Annotated in this window: 15 protein-coding genes and 2 pseudogenes; 11 read left to right on the top strand and 6 right to left on the bottom strand. The window is 74.3% G+C overall.

Annotation, left to right across the window (positions count from 1 at the left end):
- Positions 1-130: 130 nt before the first annotated feature.
- Positions 131-244, bottom strand: a pseudogene (locus KBX37_RS35245) (DUF933 domain-containing protein); the annotation flags it as partial.
- A 74-nt stretch (positions 245-318) separates the two neighbouring features.
- Entirely contained in the window at positions 319-726 is a 408-nt protein-coding gene (locus tag KBX37_RS17780) for a hypothetical protein (RefSeq protein WP_210777064.1), read from the bottom strand.
- A gap of 173 nt (positions 727-899) precedes the next feature.
- Here KBX37_RS17780 and sigJ point away from each other — a divergent pair, with 173 nt between their 5' ends.
- Entirely contained in the window at positions 900-1,841 is a 942-nt protein-coding gene (gene sigJ / locus KBX37_RS17785) for an RNA polymerase sigma factor SigJ (protein WP_210777065.1), read from the top strand.
- Between the two features lie 325 nt (positions 1,842-2,166).
- Here sigJ and ychF read toward each other — a convergent pair whose 3' ends face one another.
- Positions 2,167-3,252 carry a redox-regulated ATPase YchF gene (gene ychF, locus KBX37_RS17790; RefSeq protein ID WP_210777066.1) on the bottom strand — a complete coding sequence of 362 codons (1,086 nt, stop codon included), beginning with the start codon at positions 3,250-3,252 and terminating at the stop codon, positions 2,167-2,169.
- Between the two features lie 104 nt (positions 3,253-3,356).
- Here ychF and KBX37_RS17795 point away from each other — a divergent pair, with 104 nt between their 5' ends.
- Positions 3,357-3,941 carry an exonuclease gene (locus KBX37_RS17795; protein ID WP_210777067.1) on the top strand — a complete coding sequence of 195 codons (585 nt, stop codon included), beginning with the start codon at positions 3,357-3,359 and terminating at the stop codon, positions 3,939-3,941.
- A gap of 35 nt (positions 3,942-3,976) precedes the next feature.
- Here KBX37_RS17795 and KBX37_RS17800 read toward each other — a convergent pair whose 3' ends face one another.
- Positions 3,977-4,711, bottom strand: coding sequence for a peptidase E (locus KBX37_RS17800; protein ID WP_210777068.1), 735 nt, complete (start codon positions 4,709-4,711; stop codon positions 3,977-3,979).
- A gap of 68 nt (positions 4,712-4,779) precedes the next feature.
- Positions 4,780-5,319, bottom strand: coding sequence for a MarR family transcriptional regulator (locus KBX37_RS17805; RefSeq protein ID WP_307849106.1), 540 nt, complete (start codon positions 5,317-5,319; stop codon positions 4,780-4,782).
- A 52-nt stretch (positions 5,320-5,371) separates the two neighbouring features.
- On the opposite strand from KBX37_RS17805, the pseudogene KBX37_RS17810 reads away from it, so the two are divergent.
- Positions 5,372-6,193, top strand: a pseudogene (locus KBX37_RS17810) (EamA family transporter); the annotation flags it as partial.
- A gap of 77 nt (positions 6,194-6,270) precedes the next feature.
- Here the strand turns inward: KBX37_RS17810 and KBX37_RS34580 are convergent.
- Positions 6,271-6,720, bottom strand: a complete 450-nt coding sequence (locus tag KBX37_RS34580) for a hypothetical protein (protein ID WP_247658331.1) — start codon at positions 6,718-6,720, stop codon at positions 6,271-6,273.
- Between the two features lie 174 nt (positions 6,721-6,894).
- Here KBX37_RS34580 and KBX37_RS17815 point away from each other — a divergent pair, with 174 nt between their 5' ends.
- The 8 genes from KBX37_RS17815 (at position 6,895) to valS (ending at position 18,111) form a co-directional block, all read left to right on the top strand.
- Positions 6,895-7,404 (top strand): SigE family RNA polymerase sigma factor, encoded by a 510-nt coding sequence (locus tag KBX37_RS17815; RefSeq protein ID WP_210777070.1) that lies wholly within the window; start codon positions 6,895-6,897, stop codon positions 7,402-7,404.
- Positions 7,401-7,889, top strand: a complete 489-nt coding sequence (locus tag KBX37_RS17820; RefSeq protein WP_210777071.1) for a hypothetical protein — start codon at positions 7,401-7,403, stop codon at positions 7,887-7,889. The genes KBX37_RS17815 and KBX37_RS17820 overlap by 4 nt, the downstream gene beginning before the upstream one ends.
- 154 nt (positions 7,890-8,043) lie before the next feature.
- Positions 8,044-9,537 carry an AlkA N-terminal domain-containing protein gene (locus KBX37_RS17825; protein WP_210777072.1) on the top strand — a complete coding sequence of 498 codons (1,494 nt, stop codon included), beginning with the start codon at positions 8,044-8,046 and terminating at the stop codon, positions 9,535-9,537.
- Complete coding sequence (locus tag KBX37_RS17830; RefSeq protein WP_210777073.1) at positions 9,534-10,043, top strand: methylated-DNA--[protein]-cysteine S-methyltransferase; 510 nt, start codon at positions 9,534-9,536, stop codon at positions 10,041-10,043. The genes KBX37_RS17825 and KBX37_RS17830 overlap by 4 nt, the downstream gene beginning before the upstream one ends.
- Before the next feature lie 37 nt (positions 10,044-10,080).
- Entirely contained in the window at positions 10,081-11,886 is a 1,806-nt protein-coding gene (locus KBX37_RS17835) for an ABC transporter ATP-binding protein (RefSeq protein WP_210777074.1), read from the top strand.
- Positions 11,883-13,757: an ABC transporter ATP-binding protein gene (locus KBX37_RS17840; protein ID WP_210777075.1), complete on the top strand. Its 1,875-nt coding sequence runs from the start codon at positions 11,883-11,885 to the stop codon at positions 13,755-13,757. Before KBX37_RS17835 ends, KBX37_RS17840 begins: the two co-directional genes overlap by 4 nt.
- 152 nt (positions 13,758-13,909) lie before the next feature.
- The gene (locus KBX37_RS35650) at positions 13,910-15,490 is read left to right on the top strand and encodes a S1 family peptidase (RefSeq protein WP_210777076.1); all 1,581 of its coding nucleotides are present in this window, start codon (positions 13,910-13,912) and stop codon (positions 15,488-15,490) included.
- Between the two features lie 56 nt (positions 15,491-15,546).
- Positions 15,547-18,111 carry a valine--tRNA ligase gene (valS, locus tag KBX37_RS17850; protein ID WP_210777077.1) on the top strand — a complete coding sequence of 855 codons (2,565 nt, stop codon included), beginning with the start codon at positions 15,547-15,549 and terminating at the stop codon, positions 18,109-18,111.
- Positions 18,112-18,113 lie beyond the last annotated feature (2 nt).

Here is an 18,113-nt window from a genome sequence, read left to right on the forward strand (position 1 = left end):
CAGAAGACTGCAAACAAGATCAGGAAGCACACGAACAGCACGATGGCAAGCACTGCCGCAATCGGCTGGAAGCGCCCGCCATCGCCGTTCCATCCGTTCGCCGCGAAAGACGCCGGACCATCGCTCGGGCCTGGACCAGGTCGGCGTAGGAGACCACCTCGGCCTTGATGAAGCCGCGCTGGAAGTCACTGCGGATGATGCCCGCGGCCTCCGGCGCGGTCGCGCCCACTTGGTCCGGTGTCCAAGGGTGTGGGGAGCGATGAGCACGGCGGAGGCCCGCCGACTGTCGGGTCAGCGGGCCTCAGTGCCTGGTAGGCGTCACGGGGTACGTCGCAGTGGGTTGACGCCCGGGGCGGTGGACAACGCCTGGCCCAATGCCAGCACGCTCAGGCCGAACATCAGGATGCCCAGGGGGACATGGAGCGACGGTATGTGCGCAATGCCAAGGACCACCTGCCCCGAGGCGAGCACGAGGAAGCCGGACGCGTACAGGATGGGGCGTGGCGACCCGCCGCCCGGACGCCATGCCAAGATCGCGGCGAGCACGTACAACATCGACGCGCCGTACATGACGCGCGATCCGACGTCGTGCAGTACCGCGCCGAGGGACGAGGACAGCAGCATTCCGGCGGTGACCCCCTGGAAGAAGAGGGCCAAGGTCTGCAAGGCGATCGCGACGTGCAGGAACGCGAACCTGCCCGGTGCTGTCGTCGTCTGCACAGCCATGATGTAGTCCTCTCTTCTGCCTCGCGGCGACGGATCGGTAGCCTCTCGACAGTCCGACGACGCGGGCCCGCGAAATGTGAGGTGAAGCGTCAACCTCACAGTCCAGTGCGGTGTTTCGCCGTAGCGGGGGGAGGACGGAAGCGGACGAGACGAACCAGGGAGCGGCCGCGACCATGAGTACCCCGTCCGAGTCGGCGCACGACCGGTCTGAGCCGGGCCTGAACGCGATCGTCGGCGAGCGGCGCCAGCTGACCAATCTTGCCTACCGGCTGCTCGGTTCGCTGGCCGAGGCTGAGGACGCCGTGCAGGAGACCTACGCCCGCTGGTACGCGATGTCAGGGCAGCAGCAGGAGGCCATCGCGTCGCCCGGCGCCTGGCTGACGACGGTGGCCAGCCGCATCTGCCTGGACGTGCTCGGCTCGGCGCGGGCCCGGCGCGAGCGCTACGTCGGCGCATGGATACCCGAGCCGCTGCCCGACCGCACGGAGTGGATCAGCGGGCGGGCCGGCGGCAGAGCCGAAGCGGCCGACCCCGCCGACCGGATCACCCTGGACGAGTCGGTGAACATGGCCTTCCTCGTCGTACTGGAGTCGATGACGCCGGCCGAACGCGTGGCGTTCATCCTGCACGACGTCTTCCGCTATCCCTTCGCCGAAGTCGCCGAGATCGTCGGCCGGACGCCCGCGGCCTGCCGGCAGTTGGCGTCCTCGGCCCGTCGGCGCATCCGCGCCACGCGGGCTCCGGCGGCCGGGCAGGCCGGTCTGGTGCGACAATTCAAGGAGGCGTGGGAGGCCAGGGACATCGAGGCCCTGGTCGGCCTCCTCGACCCCGACGCCGCGATGGTCGCCGACGGCGGCGGCCTGGTCGGCACCGTCCTGCGCCCGGTCGAGGGCAGCAGGCGTATCGCCGAGTACCTGATCCACATCGCCGAGAAGGCCCCTGGACTGACACTCCTGGAGCGGACGGTCAACGGCCGGCCTGGCCTGGTCGCCCAGCACACCGGTGTCACGATGACCGTGGCCGCCTTCGACCTCGCCGGAGACCGCATCACCCGCATCTGGGCGGTCCGCAACCCGGAGAAACTCCAGGCGTGGACCGGAAGCAGGCAGATCTGATCCGGCGCCACGCCCCGAACGGCGCCGCCGGGCGGTTCGACAGTTCTCCGCTCTGGCGACCAGCCGCAGGTCGGCACGGGGCGAATGGGGAATCACGGCGAGCAGGGTCCGGGGAACTCCCCACCACCAGGTGGGAAATTCGAAGAGTCCCATCAAGGGGGCTAGGCAGATGGGGGCCGCTCACGCGGGTCGGTTCCTGGCGACTGCCACCCCTCCGCCCCCTTGACCGGCACACCGGAGAGAGCGTCTGAGGCAGGCGCACAGTGGGCCCTGACCTGGGGTTTCTTACCCTGACCAGCCACCCGGCCGATCAAGGAATCAGGCACTACACGTTGAAGCGGAACTCCACCACGTCGCCGTCCTGCATGACGTACTCCTTGCCCTCGATCCGGACCTTGCCGGCGGCCTTGGCCGCCGCCATCGATCCGGCCTCGACCAGGTCGGCGTAGGAGACGACCTCGGCCTTGATGAAGCCGCGCTGGAAATCGCTGTGGATGACGCCCGCGGCCTCCGGCGCGGTCGCGCCGACCGGGACGGTCCAGGCGCGCGCCTCCTTGGGGCCCGCCGTCAGGTACGTCTGGAGCCCGAGCGTGCGGAAGCCGACCCGGACGAGCTGGTCGAGGCCGGGCTCGTTCTGCCCGATCGACTCCAGCAGCTCGCGGGCCTCCTCGTCGGGCAGGTCCACCAGCTCGGACTCGATCTTCGCGTCCATGAAGACCGCCTCGGCGGGCGCGACCAGCGCGCGCAGCTCGTCGAGGAACTCGGCGTTGGCCAGCTCGGCCTCGTCGACGTTGAAGACGTACAGGAAGGGCTTGGTGGTGAGCAGGTGCAGCTCGCGCAGGTGCTCCAGCTCGATCCTCGCGGCGGCGGCGCCGGCGTAGAGGGTGGTACCGCCGTCGAGCACGTCGACGGCGGCCTTGGCGGCGGCGACCGCGGCGGCCCGGTCCTTGCGGAGCTTGGCCTCCTTCTCCAGCCGCGGCAGCGCCTTCTCCAGGGTCTGGAGGTCGGCGAGGATCAGCTCGGTGTTGATCGTCTCGATGTCGTCGGCCGGGGAGACCTTGCCGTCGACGTGCACCACGTTCGGGTCGGAGAACGCGCGCACCACCTGGCAGATCGCCGAGGCGTCGCGGATGTTGGCCAGGAAGGCGTTGCCCCGGCCCTGCCCCTTGGAGGCGCCCCGCACCAGGCCGGCGATGTCGACGAACGACACCGGCGCCGGCAGCACCTTCTGCGAGGAGAAGATCTCGGCGAGCGTGGCCAGCCGCTCGTCCGGCAGCCCGACGACGCCGACGTTGGGCTCGATCGTGGCGAACGGATAGTTCGCGGCGAGCACGTCGTTCTTGGTGAGCGCGTTGAACAGGGTGCTCTTGCCGACGTTGGGCAGGCCGACGATGCCGATGGAGAGACTCACGACGAGCCAGCTTACGCCGGTGTCGGCCGGCACCCGGCAGGTAGGCCCACCAGCCGGGGGAAAAGACGTCCCGGGCACGCCCACAGCGTTGCTAGCCTGCCCGGATGACGAGCGGGGCGGACGAGCGGCTGCCGGAGCTCTACGTGGCGGTGGACGTCGAGGCGGACGGCCCGATCCCCGGCCCGTACAGCATGATCTCGCTGGGCATGGCGGTGGCCGGGCGGCCCGACCTCACCTTCTACACCGAGCTGAAGCCGATCTCCGAGGAGTTCGTGCCGGCCGCCCTCGCGGTCTCCGGGCTCGACCGGGACCGGCTGCTACGGGAGGCGCCGACCGCCGAGGAGGCGATGGCCGCCGCCGCGAGCTGGGTCAACGGGCTGCGCCGGATCGGCCGGCCGGTCTTCCTGGCCGCGCCCGCCGTCTGGGACGGCATGTTCGTCCACTGGTACTTCGTCCGGTTCACCGGCCGCAGCCCGTTCGGCGCGACCGGCTCCGGCGTGGACCTGCGTAGCTGGTGGATGGGGCGGACCGGCTGCGAGTGGGTGCGGACCCGCAAGGGGATCATCAAGCACGAGCTGGGCCTGACCGACGTGCCGCACACCCACCACGCCGGGGAGGACGCGGCCGAGCTGGCCCAGGTCTTCGACGCCGCGCTCCGGCACCGCCCCGGGCGGGCCGAGGCGGGCTGAACGGGCCGCACCCGCGTACCCGAAGGGACCGGCGTTCAGGCGGTGAGCAGCCGGGGTTCGATCCGGGTCTCCCGGGCGCCGCCCGCGCCGTCCGGGGTCAGCTCGTACGCGGCAACGTCCTCGCGGTCGGCGACCGCCTCGGCCAGCCGGGTACCCCGGTAGACCAGCCCCACCCCGTCGTCGGTGCAGTGGCTGACCGGCAGGGTGCCGTCGCCGACCAGCCGGTGCATCAGCGGGCGGCGCTGCTCCTCGCTGTCGTAGTGCACCCCGTTGCCGTACGGCAGCCACCCGAGGCCGTCGGTGAAGGCGCGCAGCGTGCGGCCGAAGCTGTCGGTGGCACCGCCGACGTGCCAGCAGATCGAACCGGCGGAGACGCCGCCGAGCACCACGCCGGCCTCCCAGCACTCGCGCAGGATCTCCGGCAGGCCGTGCACCCGCCAGACGGCGCAGAGGTTGGCGACGCTGCCGCCACCGACCCAGATGATGTCCTGGGCGAGCAGGTGGGCGCGGATGTCGTCGACGGTCGGCATCGGGAACAGCGCCAGGTGGGACGGGCGGAACCGGGTGCCGGCGAAGGCGCCGTAGAAGACGGTGAACGCGGTGGGCTGGTCGCCGACCGCCTGGTTGAGGTAGCAGATCTTCGGCTCGTCGGCCCCGGACAGCTCGGCCATCAGGTCGAAGACCGGCCCGGGCTTCGCGTCCCAGGGGCCACGGTCCCGGCTGGTGAAGCCCATGCTGGTCGCGACGATGGTGGGTTCGCTGGCGGGCACGGGTGATCCTTCCGTCGGACGGGTGACGCCCCCATCCTGCGTCATCGCCGGCCCGGCCGTCGGCCCGGTCAGCCCGCTTCGGCGGCGGCGAGCAGCGCGCGCAGCAGGTCGCCCAGGCGGGTCTGGTCGGCCGCGGGCAGCGCGTCGAGGATCCGTCGCTGCACCGCCAGGCCCGCCTCGGCGGCCTCCTCGACCGCGCGGCGGCCGCTGTCGGTCAGGGTCACCCGCAGGCCCCGCCGGTCGGCCGGGTCGGGCGCGCGGCGCAGCAGCCCGGCCCGTTCCAGCCGGTCGAGCCGGCCGGTCATCCCGCCCGAGGTGAGCATCAGCGCGGCGGCCAGCTCCTTCGGCGCCAGCGTGTACGGCTCGCCGCTGCGGCGCAGCGCGGCCAGCACGTCGAACTCGCCACGGCCGATGCCCCAGTCGGCGTAGACCCGCTCCTGCGCGTCGCCGACGATCCGGGCCAGCCGGTAGATCCGGCCGAAGACCGCCATCGGCTCGGGCCGCATCCCGGCGCGCTCGCGGCGCCACTGTTCGACGATGAGGTCGACGTCGTCCCGGTCGGTCACCCCCGGATTGTGCCCCACGTCGCCCTTCCGCTTTTCACTCACGGGTGATTAGCTTAGCACTAAGCTACTTACCGCAAAGAGAATCGAGTGCCCGATGAGCCGTCGCCGCACCGACATCGCGTTGACCGCCCTCGCGCCCACCGTCTGGGGCACCACCTACCTGGTCACCTCCGAGCTGCTGCCGCCGGACCGGCCGCTCTGGTCCGGCGGCCTGCGGGCGCTGCCCGCCGGGCTGCTGCTGCTCGCGCTGACCCGCCGCCGGCCGCACGGCTCCTGGTGGTGGCGGGCCGCCCTGCTCGGCGCGCTGAACATCGGCGCGTTCTTCCCGCTGCTCTTCCTCGCGGCGTACCGGCTGCCGGGCGGCACCGCCGCCGTGCTCGGCGCCGCCCAGCCGCTGCTCGTCGCCGGCCTCACCGTGCTGGTGCTGCGGGACCGGCCGCACCGGCTCGCCCTGCTGGCCGCCGTGGCCGCCCCGCTGGGCGTCGCGCTGGTCGTGCTCCGGCCGGACGCCGGCACCGACCCGCTCGGCGTGGCCGCCGGCCTGGCCGGCACCGCCGCGATGGCCACCGGGCTGGTGCTCACCCGCCGCTGGGGCCGCCCGGCCGGAATCAGCACCCTGGCCGCGACGAGCTGGCAGCTCACCGCCGGCGGCCTGCTGGTCACGCCGGTCGCCGTCGCGGTCGAGGGCGCGCCGCCGGCCCCGGACGCCCCGGCCCTGCTCGGGTACGCCTGGCTCGGGCTGGTCGGCACCGCGCTGGCGTACGTGCTGTGGTTCCGGGGCGCGGCGCGGCTGCCGTTGACGCAGGTCTCCGTGCTCGGCGCGCTGAGCCCGCTGACCGCCGCGGCGCTGGGCTGGATCGTGCTGGACCAGGCGCTGAGCCCGACCCAGCTCACCGGCTTCGCGCTGGCGGTGGCGGCGATGGTGGTGGCGCAACTGCCCGCCCGCCCCGGTGGGGCGGCGTCCGGACCCGTCGGCCGCCTCGGCGGGGCGGGTCAGCCGGCCAGGCGCCAGTGCGCCCCGAGGGCGTCGGCCTCCGGCAGCGCCCCGGCGGGCAGCTCGGCCGCCGCGGCCAGCGGCAGGGTGAACCGGTGCGCGGCGGACGGGCCGGCCGCGTACGACTCGCCGAGCATCCAGCGCACCTCGTCGGCCGTCCAGCCCAGCCCGCGCCGGCCGGCGACCTCGCGGACCAGCCGCAGCCCCGGGCGGGTGTCGTCGTCGTAGAAGCGCATGCACCAGTGGTGCGCCCACATGCCCAGCGCCCGCACGCCGGCCGGATCCAGCGACGCGGCGAGCCGGCCACACGCCGTCTCGCCGAAGGGGCGCCCCGGCTCACCGACCCGGTCCCGCTCGATCGCCCCGTACGCCGCCGGCGCCACCGCCCGCATCCGGTCGTAGAAGCCCTGCACCACCGCGCGGTCGAGCCGTGCCCGCCCCGACCGCATCAGCGGGCACCCCGCCCGGCCACGCTCGCCATCGCCCCCGCACCCTTCTTGAGTTGGTGGCCGGACCGTACCGACCACTACCGACAATTTCTCGCGTCCGATTCCTTGCCACGCAACGGATAGCTGGCCCGAGCTGCGGCGTCTGTATCGGTAGGAGCGGAGCGGGGAGGACGTGTGGACGAGGACGAACGGGCCCGGCTGGCCGAGTTCGTGGCGAGCCGTACGCCGGCGCTGATGCGGGTCGCGTACCTGCTCACCGGCGACCGGCACGCGGCGGAGGACCTGGTCCAGTCGGCGCTGGCGCGGACGATCCCGCGCTGGCGGACGCTGCGCAACGCCGACCCCGAGGGCTACCTGCGCACGGTCATGTACCGGGAGCAGGTGAGCTGGTGGCGGCGGCTGCGCCGGTACCGGGAGTCGCTGCTCACCGGCGCGCACGAGGTGCCCGCCGCCGATCCGAGCGGCGGCACCGACCTGCGGCTGGCCATGCGGGCGGCGCTGCGGCACCTGCCGCCGGCCCAGCGGACCGTGGTGGTCCTGCGCTACTACGAGGACCTCACCGAGACCCAGGTGGCCCAGGTGCTGGGCTGCTCGGTCGGCACCGTCCGCAGCCGTACCCATCGCGCCGTCGCCCGGCTGCGCGAACTCCTGCCGGACGTCGAACTCCTGGAGGTACGGCGATGACGTCCCCCCTCGAAGACCTGATCCGCACCACCCTGACCGACCTTGCCGAGGAGGCACCCACAGTGCAGGACCAGTTGCCGCCGGCGGAACGACGAGCCCGGACCCGACGCCGCGCCACGGTGACCATGGGCGCGGTGGGTACGCTCGCCGCCGTCCTGATCGCCGCCCCGCTCGCCATCGCCCAGGCCGGCTCGGACGCCCCCCGCCCGGCCGCTCCCACCGCCCCGGCCCCGTCGCCGCGCTCGGCCGAGCCGGTCCCCTCCCCCAGCTCCGACCCGACACCCGCGCCCCGGCCACCGCTGCCCAGCCCGACCGCTCCGCAGACGCCCCCGCCGCCGGGCGCCCCCAGCCCCGTCAGATCCCAGCCGTCGGAACCGCCGTCGGCCAGCCCGGCGCACCCCGGCGCGCCCCAACCGCCGGGGGCGCCGGGAGTGCCGAGCCCGATCGGCACCCGGACGCCGGGCCCCACCCCGTCCCCGCGCTGACCCCCGCGAGTGCGCTCCCGGTCGAACCTGCGCCGGGGCGCGAACGGGATGCGCCAGGCGCCCCGGCCGACTCCCGGCCGGGGTGTCGGGCGTCGCCACGCCCAGGTCCGATTCCCGCGAGCCATCGGCCTGACCAGCGGGCATCATCGGTGGCGTGGAGTTGGACTTCGAACGGTGCTACCGGGCCGTGGACAGCCGTGACCAGCGCTTCGACGGCTGGTTCTACACCGGCGTGACGTCGACCGGGATCTACTGCCGGCCGTCCTGCCCGGCGATGACGCCGAAGCGGCAGAACGTCCGGTTCTTCCCGTCGGCCGCCGCCGCGCAGGGCGCCGGACTGCGCGCCTGCCGCCGGTGCCGCCCGGACGCGGCGCCCGGCTCGCCCCAGTGGGACGTCCGGGCCGACGTGGTGGGCCGCGCCGTCCGGCTGATCGCCGACGGGGTGGTCGACCGGGACGGCGTACCGGGGCTGGCCACCCGGCTCGGCTACACCGAGCGGCACCTGCACCGGATGCTCCGCGCCGAGCTGGGCGCCGGCCCGCTGGCGCTGGCCCGGGCCCAGCGGGCGCAGACCGCCCGCACCCTGATCGAGACGACCGGGCTGGGCATGGCGGAGATCGCCTTCGCGGCCGGGTTCGGCAGCGTCCGGCAGTTCAACGACACGGTCCGCGAGGTCTTCGGCACCGCCCCGTCGGAGCTGCGGGTGGCGCGGGGCGGCCGGCCGGTGGCGGGCGGCGCGGGGACGATCACGCTGCGGCTGGCGTACCGGCCACCGCTGCACGCCGCCGCGCTGCTGGACTTCCTCGCGCTCCGCGCGCTGCCGGGCGTGGAGGAGGTACGCGACGGGACGTACCGCCGGGGGTTGCGACTGCCGCACGGCGCCGCGGAGGTGGCGCTGACCCCGGCGGCCGGCCACGTCTCGGCGACCCTGCGCCTGGCCGACATGCGCGACCTGGCCCCCGCGGTGGCCCGCTGCCGCCGCCTGCTCGACCTCGACGCGGACCCGCAGGCCATCGACGAGACCCTCGCCGCCGACCCGGCCCTGGCCGCCGTGGTGGCGGCCGAGCCCGGCATCCGCCTGCCCCGCGCGGTGGACGGCTTCGAGGCGGCCCTGCGCGCCGTGGTCGGCCAGCAGGTCTCCGTCCGCTCCGCCCGCACCACCCTCACCCGCCTCCTCACCGCCGCCCCCGTCCCGCAGCCCCCCGTCGATCACGAGGTCGACGGCGGTATGGAGCTCCAGGACCCTGGTCAAGCTCATGATCGGCCGGGGCTGCGGGGGTTCCTCCGGGCGGAGGAGGTGGCGGGGTTGCCGGACTCGGCGTTCGGCATGCCGGCGGGGCGGCGGGAGACGGTGCGGGCGCTGGCCGCGGCCGTCGCCTCCGGCGAGATCGACCTCGACCCGGGCGGGGACCGGGAGGAGGTGGTCCGGCGGCTGACCGCCGTGCCCGGGATCGGGCCGTGGACCGCCGGCTACGTGGCCATGCGCGCCCTCGGCGACCCGGACGTCCTGCTCCCCACCGACCTGGCGGTACGCCGGGGCGCCGCCGCCCTCGGCCTGCCCACCGACCCGAAGACCCTCGACACCCATGCCGAACGCTGGCGCCCGTGGCGCTCGTACGCGGTGATCCGACTCTGGAGAGCAGCATGAGCATCGACAGCACCGTCATCGACACCCCCACCGGTCCGCTGAGCATCCTGGCCGGCCCGGACGGGGCCGTCCGGGCGGCCGGCTTCACCCCGGCCCCGGAGAACCTGCTCCCGCTGGTGCACCCGAGCCTGCGCGGGGCGCTGCGGCACCGCGCCGACCTCGGCCCCGTCACCGTCGCCGTCCGGTCCTACCTGGACGGCGACCTGACCGCCATCGACGGGGTGCCGGTGCGGCAGCACAGCGGCGGGGCGTTCATGACCCACGCCTGGGAGGTGCTGCGCGAGGTGAAGCCGGGCGATCCGGTGACGTACACCGGGTTCGCCGGGCTGGCCGGCCGGCCGGCCGCCGTACGGGCGGCGGCCGCCGCCTGCGCCCGCAACGCCGCCGCCCTCTTCGTCCCCTGCCACCGGGTACTGCGCACCGACGGGACCCTCGGCGGCTACCGCTGGGGGCTGGAGGTGAAGAAGTGGCTTCTCGGGCATGAGCGGCGGTTGACGGCAAGCTGACACCGGCCTCGCTCCCATTTGACGCTACGGTCGGGTAGTGCCTGCGCAGCGTGACGGCGACCCCGCCACACCGGTGCAGGTCCACCCGCGTCCGCTGGGCAACCTCTGGCGGTTGCGCCGCTACCTTCGCCCGTACGCGGTGGAGTGGTGCCTGCTGCTGGTCGCGGCGCTGGCGGCCACCGCGGCCGGCCTGGCGGTGCCGCTGGTGGTGCAGCGGGTGGTCGACGGCCCGATCGCCCGGCACGACTCGGACGGGCTGCTCCGCCTCGGCTGCCTGGCCCTGCTGCTCGGGCTCGCCGAGGCGGTGCTGATCTTCATCCGGCGGTGGACCCAGTCCTCCTCCTCGGTGGGCATGGAGTCGGCGATCCGCGCCGACCTCTACGCCCACCTGCAACGGCTCCCGGCCGGCTTCCACGACCGGTGGCAGTCCGGCCAACTGCTCTCCCGGGTCACCAGCGACCTGTCGGTGATCCGTCGGTTCCTCTCCTTCGGCCTGCTCTTCCTGGTGCTCAACCTGGTCACCTACCTCGCGGTGGTGGCCCTGCTGATCCGGCTGCACGGCCCGCTGGGCCTGCTGGTGGCGGCCAGCGCGGTGCCGCTGTTCCTGATCAGTCGCCGCTTCGCCCGGCACTACCACGCCGCGTCCCGCCGGATGCAGGACCAGCAGGGCGACGTGGCCACCCTGGTCGAGGAGACCGCGCAGGGCCTGCGCACGATGAAGGCGTACGGGCGGGGGCCGGAGCTGGTCGCCCGGTTCGGCGAGCGGGCCCGGGCGCTGCACGACACCGGCGTCGACAAGGCCCGGCTGCTGGCCCGTACCTCCGCACTGCTCGACCTGGTGCCCAACCTCACCCTCGGCGTGGTGCTGGTCTGCGGTGCGGCGCTCGCCGCCCGGGGCACCCTCACCATCGGCGAGCTGGTCGCCTTCGTCAGTTTGCAACTGATGCTGATCTGGCCGGTGCAGTCGCTGGGCTGGATCATCGCGAACGCCCAGGAGGCGGCGACCGCGGCCGACCGGATCCAGGAGGTGCTGGACACCCCGCCGTCCATCGTGGACGCGCCGCACGCGGTCACGCTCGCCCCGGCGGCGGTGCGGGGCCGGCTGCGCTTCGAGGGCGTCTCGTTCCGCTATCCCGGCGCCCCCGAGCCGGTGTTGCGAGAGATCGAGCTGACCGTGGAGCCGGGCGAGACGCTGGCGCTGGTGGGCGCGACCGGCAGCGGCAAGAGCACCCTGCTCTCCCTGGTGCCCCGGCTGCACGAGGTGACCGGCGGGCGGATCACCCTGGACGGGCACGACCTGCGCGACCTGCGGTTGGCGTCGCTGCGCCGGCTGGTCGGGGTGGCCTTCGAGGAGCCGACGCTCTTCTCCATGTCGGTCTGGGAGAACCTCACCCTGGGCCGCCCGGACGCCGACGAGGAGGAGGTCGGGGCCGCGCTGGCGCTGGCCCAGGCCGACTTCGCGTACGACCTGCCGTGGGGGCTGGCGACCCGGGTCGGCGAGCAGGGGCTGTCGCTCTCCGGCGGGCAGCGGCAACGGCTCGCGCTGGCCCGGGCGGTGCTCGGCCGGCCCGCGCTGCTCGTGCTCGACGACCCGCTCTCCGCCCTGGACGTGCACACCGAGGCGCTGGTCGAGGCGGCGCTGAGACGGGTGCTGCGGGACACCACCGCGCTGCTGGTGGTGCACCGCCCGTCGACCGTCGCGCTGGCCGACCGGGTGGCGCTGCTCGACGGGGGCCGGATCGCCGCGGTGGGGCGGCACTCCGAGCTGCTCGCCACCGTGCCGGCGTACCGGGCGGTGCTCTCCGCGGAGCCGAACTCCGCGCCCGGTCTGGTGCGCTCATGACCCTCCGGCTGCCCCGGCAGCGGGCCGAGCCACCCGAGGAGTCCCGCTGGCGGGGGCTGGCCACCGACCCGGACGCCGACCGCAGCCGCGCCGAGGACACCGCACCCGAGGCGGTGGCCCGGCTGCGCGCCCGCAGCCGGGTGCTGCTGGGCGAGCTGCTGCGCCCGCACCGGGGCCGGCTGGGCCTGGCGGTGGGCCTGCTGCTGGCGCAGAACGCGGCCGCCATGTCCGGGCCGTACCTGGTCATGCTCGGCATCGACCGGGCCATCGCGCCGCTGCGGGCCGGCGACGCACGCCCACTGGCCGCCGTCGCCGGCGCCTTCGTGGTCGCGGCCGTGACCGAGTACGCGGCCCGGCGCGGCTTCCTCACCCTCTCCGCGCGGATCGGCCAGGCCGTCCTGCTGGAGCTGCGCCGACGGGTGTACGGGCACTTCCTGCGCCTCTCCGTCGGCTTCCACGAGCGCTACACCTCCGGCCGGGTGGTGTCCCGGCTGACCAGCGACCTGGAGTCCATCGCCGAGCTGGTCGACGGGGGCATCGACAGCCTGGTGACCGCCGCGCTGTCGGTGCTCTCCGTGGCCGCCATCCTGCTCTGGCTGGACCTGCCGCTGGCCGCGGTCACCCTGCTCGCCTTCCCGTTCCTCTACCTGCTGTCCCGCTGGTTCGCCCGCGCGTCGGCCGACGCGTACCGGCGCAGCCGGGAGGCGGTGGCGCTGGTCATCGTGCACTTCGTGGAGTCGCTGCGGGGCATCCGCGCCGTGCAGGCGTACCGCCGGGAACCGCGCAACCAGCAGATCTTCGGGGCGGTCAACGACGGGTACCGGCGGGCCAACCTGCGGGCGTTCCGGCTGATCGCCACGTACTCGCCGGGGATCAAGGTGATCGGCAACGTCACCGTCGCGGTGGTGCTCGGGTACGGCGGCTGGCGGGTGCTCGGCGGCGCGACGGAGGTGGGGGTGCTCGCCGCCTTCCTGCTCTACCTGCGCCGCTTCTTCGAGCCGATGCAGGAGCTGAGCCAGTTCTACAACTCGTTGCAGTCGGCGACGGCGGCGCTGGAGAAGCTGGCCGGGGTGCTCGACGAGCGGCCCGGCGTACCCGAACCGGCGCAGCCGGTGCCGCTGCCCACCGGGCCGGGGCGCGGGGCGGTGGCGTTCCGGTCGGTCTCCTTCGGCTACCGGCCGGGCACGCCGATCCTGGTCGGGCTGGACCTGCGGGTGCCGGCCGGGCAGACGGTCGCGCTGATCGGGCCGACCGGGGCGGGCAAGTCGACCGTCGCCAAGCTGCTGGCCCGCTTCCACGACCCGGACAGCGGCGCCGTCGAGCTGGACGGGATCGACCTGCGCGACCTGGCCGACCCGGAGCTGCGCCGCGCGGTGGTGCTGGTGACCCAGGAGAACCACCTGTTCAGCGGCACGGTGGCGGAGAACATCCGGTTCGGCCGCCCCGGCGCCGACGACGCGGCGGTGCAGGCCGCCGCGCGGGCGATCGGCGCGCACGACTTCATCGCCGCGCTCCCCGACGGGTACGCCACCGAGGTGCACCGGCGCGGCGGCCGGCTCTCCGCCGGGCAGCGGCAGCTCGTCGCGTTCGCCCGGGCGTTCCTGGCCGACCCGCGGGTGCTGATCCTCGACGAGGCGACCTCGTCGCTGGACGTGCCGACCGAGCGGCTGGTGCAGCGGGCGCTCGCCACCGTGCTGCGCGACCGCACCGCGCTGGTGATCGCGCACCGGCTCTCCACGGTCGAGACCGCCGACCGGGTGCTGGTCCTCGACGGCGGTCGGGTGGTGGAGGACGGACCGCCCGCGCGGCTCACCGCCGCCGGCGGCCGGTACGCCGCCCTGCACCGGCAGTGGCGCGACTCGCTGGTCTGAACCGGTCGCCCCGCCGCCGGCGCGGCGACGCGGGCAACCCGGGGAACCGTCGCCCGGCTAGACTGCCGCTCGTTGATCGGCCCGGCGATCGCCCGAGGGCGACGTGCGGTGGGATCGGTCAGGCACAGCCGAGCACACGGGGAGGTTGCGGCGTGCGGATCCGACGACGAGTGGTTGTCGCGGCGGCATTGGTGATCAGCACGGTGGGCGCGGCGACGGTCGCGCTGACCAGGGAGGGCGACGCCGGTGCCACACCGACCGCCGTCTCGGCGGCCGGCGACCTGTCGGCGACGGCCGCGGCCGCTCCGGCGGACGCGGTGCCCAGTGCGGACAGCGGCATCGGCAGCCGAGCCGGCGCGGGCCGCTCCACCGTGGACACCCGACCGGTCACGGCCGTCGGGCGGCCCGCCGGGGAGGTGGCGAAGGACGCGCCCGCCTCGGTGGCCTACCTGAGCGACCGCTACCGGGTCGGCCAGGACGAGGCGGCCCGCCGGATCGCCCTCCAGGAACTCTCCGCGCCGCTCGCGGCCACCCTCGCCGCGAGGTACCCCACCGAGTACGCCGGCATGTGGCTGGACCAGGCCGGCGGCGGCGTACTGACCATCGCGGCCACCGACCCGGCCCCGGTCGCGAAGGCGGTCGCCGGGGTGCCGGACGCCGCCCACGTGAAGGTCGTCCCGGCGCGCCACTCGCTGCGCGAGCTCACCGAGGCGGCGGCCCGCATGGCCGGCGCGCTCGGCGCGACCGCGGGCACCGACGTGGTGGTCGACGAGCAGGCCAACGAGGTCCTGGTCCTCACCGGCGGCGCGGTCGCGGCGGACGACGCCCGGCTGGCCGGCGCGATCGAGGCCGCCGGGGTGCCGGCCCGGACCCGGCAGCTACCGGCCTCGATCGAGAAGTCGTGCGACCCGCTCGACTGCGCCCAGGCGCCGATGCGCGGCGGCATCCGGCTGGACGTGCCCCGGGACGACGACACGGTCGGCGGCTGCACCAGCGGCTTCAACCTGCGGGCGCGGTCCGGGCGGTACTACGTGCTGACCGCCGGGCACTGCGTGGTCGGCGGGCGGCACACAGAGCTCGACCGGACGTGGCACCAGTTCCTCGGGCCCAAGGTGCCGGTCGGCGTGGAGTCCACCAGCCCGGTGCTCGCCGAGAACAACACCACGTACGACTACGCGGTGATCCCGTACCAGGACGGCGCGATCGACCGGTGGGCGTACCCGCGGCGGAGCGGCGGCGACCAGGCCAGCCTGGTCAACTACTTCTGCGTGTCGGACAACCCGGCCTGCGCCACCAAGGGCAGCCGCGACGTGAAGATCACCGGATACACCCCCTACAGCGCCGTGCTGACCGGTTGGGTCGTCTGCGCGACCGGCTCGGGGTACACGCCGAAGGCGGGCGAGGTGTACGTCGACTCGGGGGCGGGCGCCGGTTACGTTCCCGGCACCCGCTGCGGCACCGTCACCAGCAAGACCAACGGCCGCATCAACGTGCGGGTCTGCGCCCGCCCCGGTGACAGCGGCGGCCCGCTCTTCACCGAGTCCGACGGCCGGGCGCTCGGCATCCTGAACGACGGCGACCCGGGCAGCGGCGCCTGCACGAACCCGAACGAGCAGAACTACTACATGCCGGTCTCCACCATCCTGGACCGGGTGAATGCCAACACCGGCCTCGGCATCCAGCTCGCCACCCGCGGCCCGCTGCTCAACCCGATCGGCTCCTCGAACCGTTAGGCGACACCCGCGGATAAGCCGTGGGCAGCTCGACGTGGGCTGCCTACGATCGACCGATGACTGATACGGCGAGGACGGCCCGCGCCGGCGTCCCCGAGCGTCCGACCCTGGACGGGCTCGAGGAGACCTGGGCGCGCCACTGGCAGGAGGAGGGCACGTACGCGTTCGACCGCTCGAAACAGCGGTCGGACGTGTACGCGATCGACACCCCGCCGCCGACCGTATCGGGCGAGCTGCACATGGGACACGTCTTCTCGTACACGCACACCGACATGGTGGCCCGCTTCCAGCGGATGCACGGCCGGACGGTCTTCTACCCGATGGGCTGGGACGACAACGGCCTGCCCACCGAACGGCGGGTGCAGAACGTCTACGGGGTGCGCTGCCACCCGTCGCTGCCGTACGACCCGCACTGGCAACCGCCGGCGACACCGGTGAGCGAGGATCGGCGCAAGGACCCGACGCCGATCGACCGGCGCAACTTCGTGGCGCTGTGCGAGCGGCTGACCGCCGCCGACGAGCAGGTCTTCGAGGCGCTGTGGCGGCGGCTCGGGCTGTCGGTGGACTGGTCGCTGACGTACACGACGATCGGGCGGGTGGCGCGGGCGACGAGCCAGCGGGCGTTCCTGCGCAACCTGGCCCGGGGCGAGGCGTACCAGGCGGAGGCGCCGACGCTCTGGGACGTCGGCTTCGCCACCGCGGTGGCCCAGGCGGAACTGGAGGACCGCGAGCGGCCCGGGGCGTACCACCGGCTCCGGTTCACCGGGCCGGGCGGGCGCGAGGTGCTGATCGACACCACCCGTCCGGAGCTGCTGCCGGCCTGCGTGGCGCTGGTCTGCCACCCCGACGACGAGCGGTACGCGGACATGGTGGGGCGCTCGGTGCGCAGCCCGGTCTTCGCGGTCGAGGTGCCGGTGCGCGCGCACCCGCTGGCGGACCCGGCCAAGGGCACCGGCATCGCCATGGTCTGCACCTTCGGCGACCTGACGGACGTGACCTGGTGGCGGGAGCTGCAGCTGGACACCCGGGTGGTGATCGGCCGGGACGGCCGGCTGCTGCCGGAGCCGCCGCACGGGGTGCCGGCCGAGCCGTACGCCGCCCTGGCCGGGCAGACCGTCAACGGGGCCCGGCGGACCATGGTGCAGCTGCTGGCCGACGCCGCTGACCTGGTCGGCGAGCCGCGCGCGATCACCCACCCGGTGAAGTTCTACGAGCGCGGCGACCGGCCACTGGAGATCGTCTCGACCCGCCAGTGGTACCTGCGCAACGGCGGGCGGGACGCCGGCCTGCGGGAGCAGCTGCTGGCCCGGGGCGGCGAGCTGCGCTGGGTGCCGGAGCACATGAAGCACCGGTACGACCACTGGGTGGGCGGGCTGACCGGTGACTGGCTGGTCAGTCGGCAGCGCTTCTTCGGGGTGCCGGTGCCGGTGTGGTACCGGCTCGACGACGTTGGCGAGCCGGACTGGTCCCACCCTCTCACACCCGACGAGGCGATGTTGCCGGTCGATCCGTCCAGCGATCCGGCGCCCGGTTTCGAGGAGCCGCAGCGCGGGCTGCCGGGTGGCTTCGTCGGCGACCCGGACGTGCTGGACACCTGGGCGACCTCCTCGCTGACCCCGCAGATCGTCGGCGGGTGGGAGACCGACCCGGACCTGTTCAGCCGGGTCTTCCCGATGGACCTGCGCCCGCAGGGGCAGGAGATCATCCGGACCTGGCTCTTCTCCAGCGTGGTCCGTGCCCACCTGGAGCACGGCGTGCTGCCCTGGCGGGACGCGGTGCTCTCCGGCTGGATCCTCGACCCGGACCGGAAGAAGATGTCCAAGTCCAAGGGGAACGTGGTCACCCCGATGGCGCTGCTCGAGCAGCACGGCTCCGACGCGGTGCGGTACTGGGCGGCCAACGGCAAGCCCGGCATGGACCTGGCCTTCGACCCGGCGCAGATCAAGGTGGGCCGGCGGCTCGCCACCAAGCTGCTCAACGCCTCCCGGTTCGCCCTGGGGCTGGGCGCCGCGGACGCGTTGCGCGCCCCGGCGACCGCGCCGCTGGACACCGCCATGCTCGCCGGGCTCTCCGGCGTGGTCGCCGCCGCGACGACCGCCTTCGACTCGTACGACCACACGGCGGCGCTCCAGGTCACCGAGGCGTTCTTCTGGCGGTTCTGCGACGACTACATCGAGTTGGTGAAGGAGCGCGCCTACGGCTCCGGGCCGGGTGCCGAGTCGGCACGGGCGGCGCTGGCCACCGCGCTGTCGGTGCAGTTGCGGCTCTTCGCCCCGGTCCTGCCGTACGTGGCCGAGGAGGTCTGGTCCTGGTGGCGGTACGGCTCGGTGCACCGGGCCACCTGGCCGACCACCTACGAGGTGGGGCGGGCGGTCGAGGGCCCAGCCGACCCGCACCTGCTGCGGCTGGCCGGGGACGCGCTCGGCCAGGTGCGCCGGGCCAAGTCGGAACGGAAGCTGTCCATGAAGGCGGAGGTGCCGCTGGCCGAGGCGCTCGGCCCCGCCCCCCTGCTGGAGCAGCTCACCCTCATCGCCGACGACCTCCGCGCCGCCGGCCGCATAGCCAAACTCGACCTCCTCCCCGACCGCACCCCCGACCTGGTCATCGCCTGCGCCTTCTAACC

Source organism: Micromonospora sp. U56, assembly GCF_018070095.1.
Classification (GTDB): Bacteria; Actinomycetota; Actinomycetes; order Mycobacteriales; family Micromonosporaceae; genus Micromonospora; species Micromonospora purpureochromogenes.

Bases quoted from the DNA above. Each gene is read 5' to 3' on its own strand.
- KBX37_RS17780 (WP_210777064.1), bottom strand. From the start codon at position 726: ATGGCTGTGCAGACGACGACAGCACCGGGCAGGTTCGCGTTCCTGCAC.
- sigJ (WP_210777065.1), top strand. From the start codon at position 900: ATGAGTACCCCGTCCGAGTCGGCGCACGACCGGTCTGAGCCGGGCCTG.
- KBX37_RS17795 (WP_210777067.1), top strand. From the start codon at position 3,357: ATGACGAGCGGGGCGGACGAGCGGCTGCCGGAGCTCTACGTGGCGGTG.
- KBX37_RS34580 (WP_247658331.1), bottom strand. From the start codon at position 6,720: ATGCGGTCGGGGCGGGCACGGCTCGACCGCGCGGTGGTGCAGGGCTTC.
- KBX37_RS17820 (WP_210777071.1), top strand. From the start codon at position 7,401: ATGACGTCCCCCCTCGAAGACCTGATCCGCACCACCCTGACCGACCTT.
- KBX37_RS17830 (WP_210777073.1), top strand. From the start codon at position 9,534: ATGAGCATCGACAGCACCGTCATCGACACCCCCACCGGTCCGCTGAGC.
- KBX37_RS17840 (WP_210777075.1), top strand. From the start codon at position 11,883: ATGACCCTCCGGCTGCCCCGGCAGCGGGCCGAGCCACCCGAGGAGTCC.
- valS (WP_210777077.1), top strand. From the start codon at position 15,547: ATGACTGATACGGCGAGGACGGCCCGCGCCGGCGTCCCCGAGCGTCCG.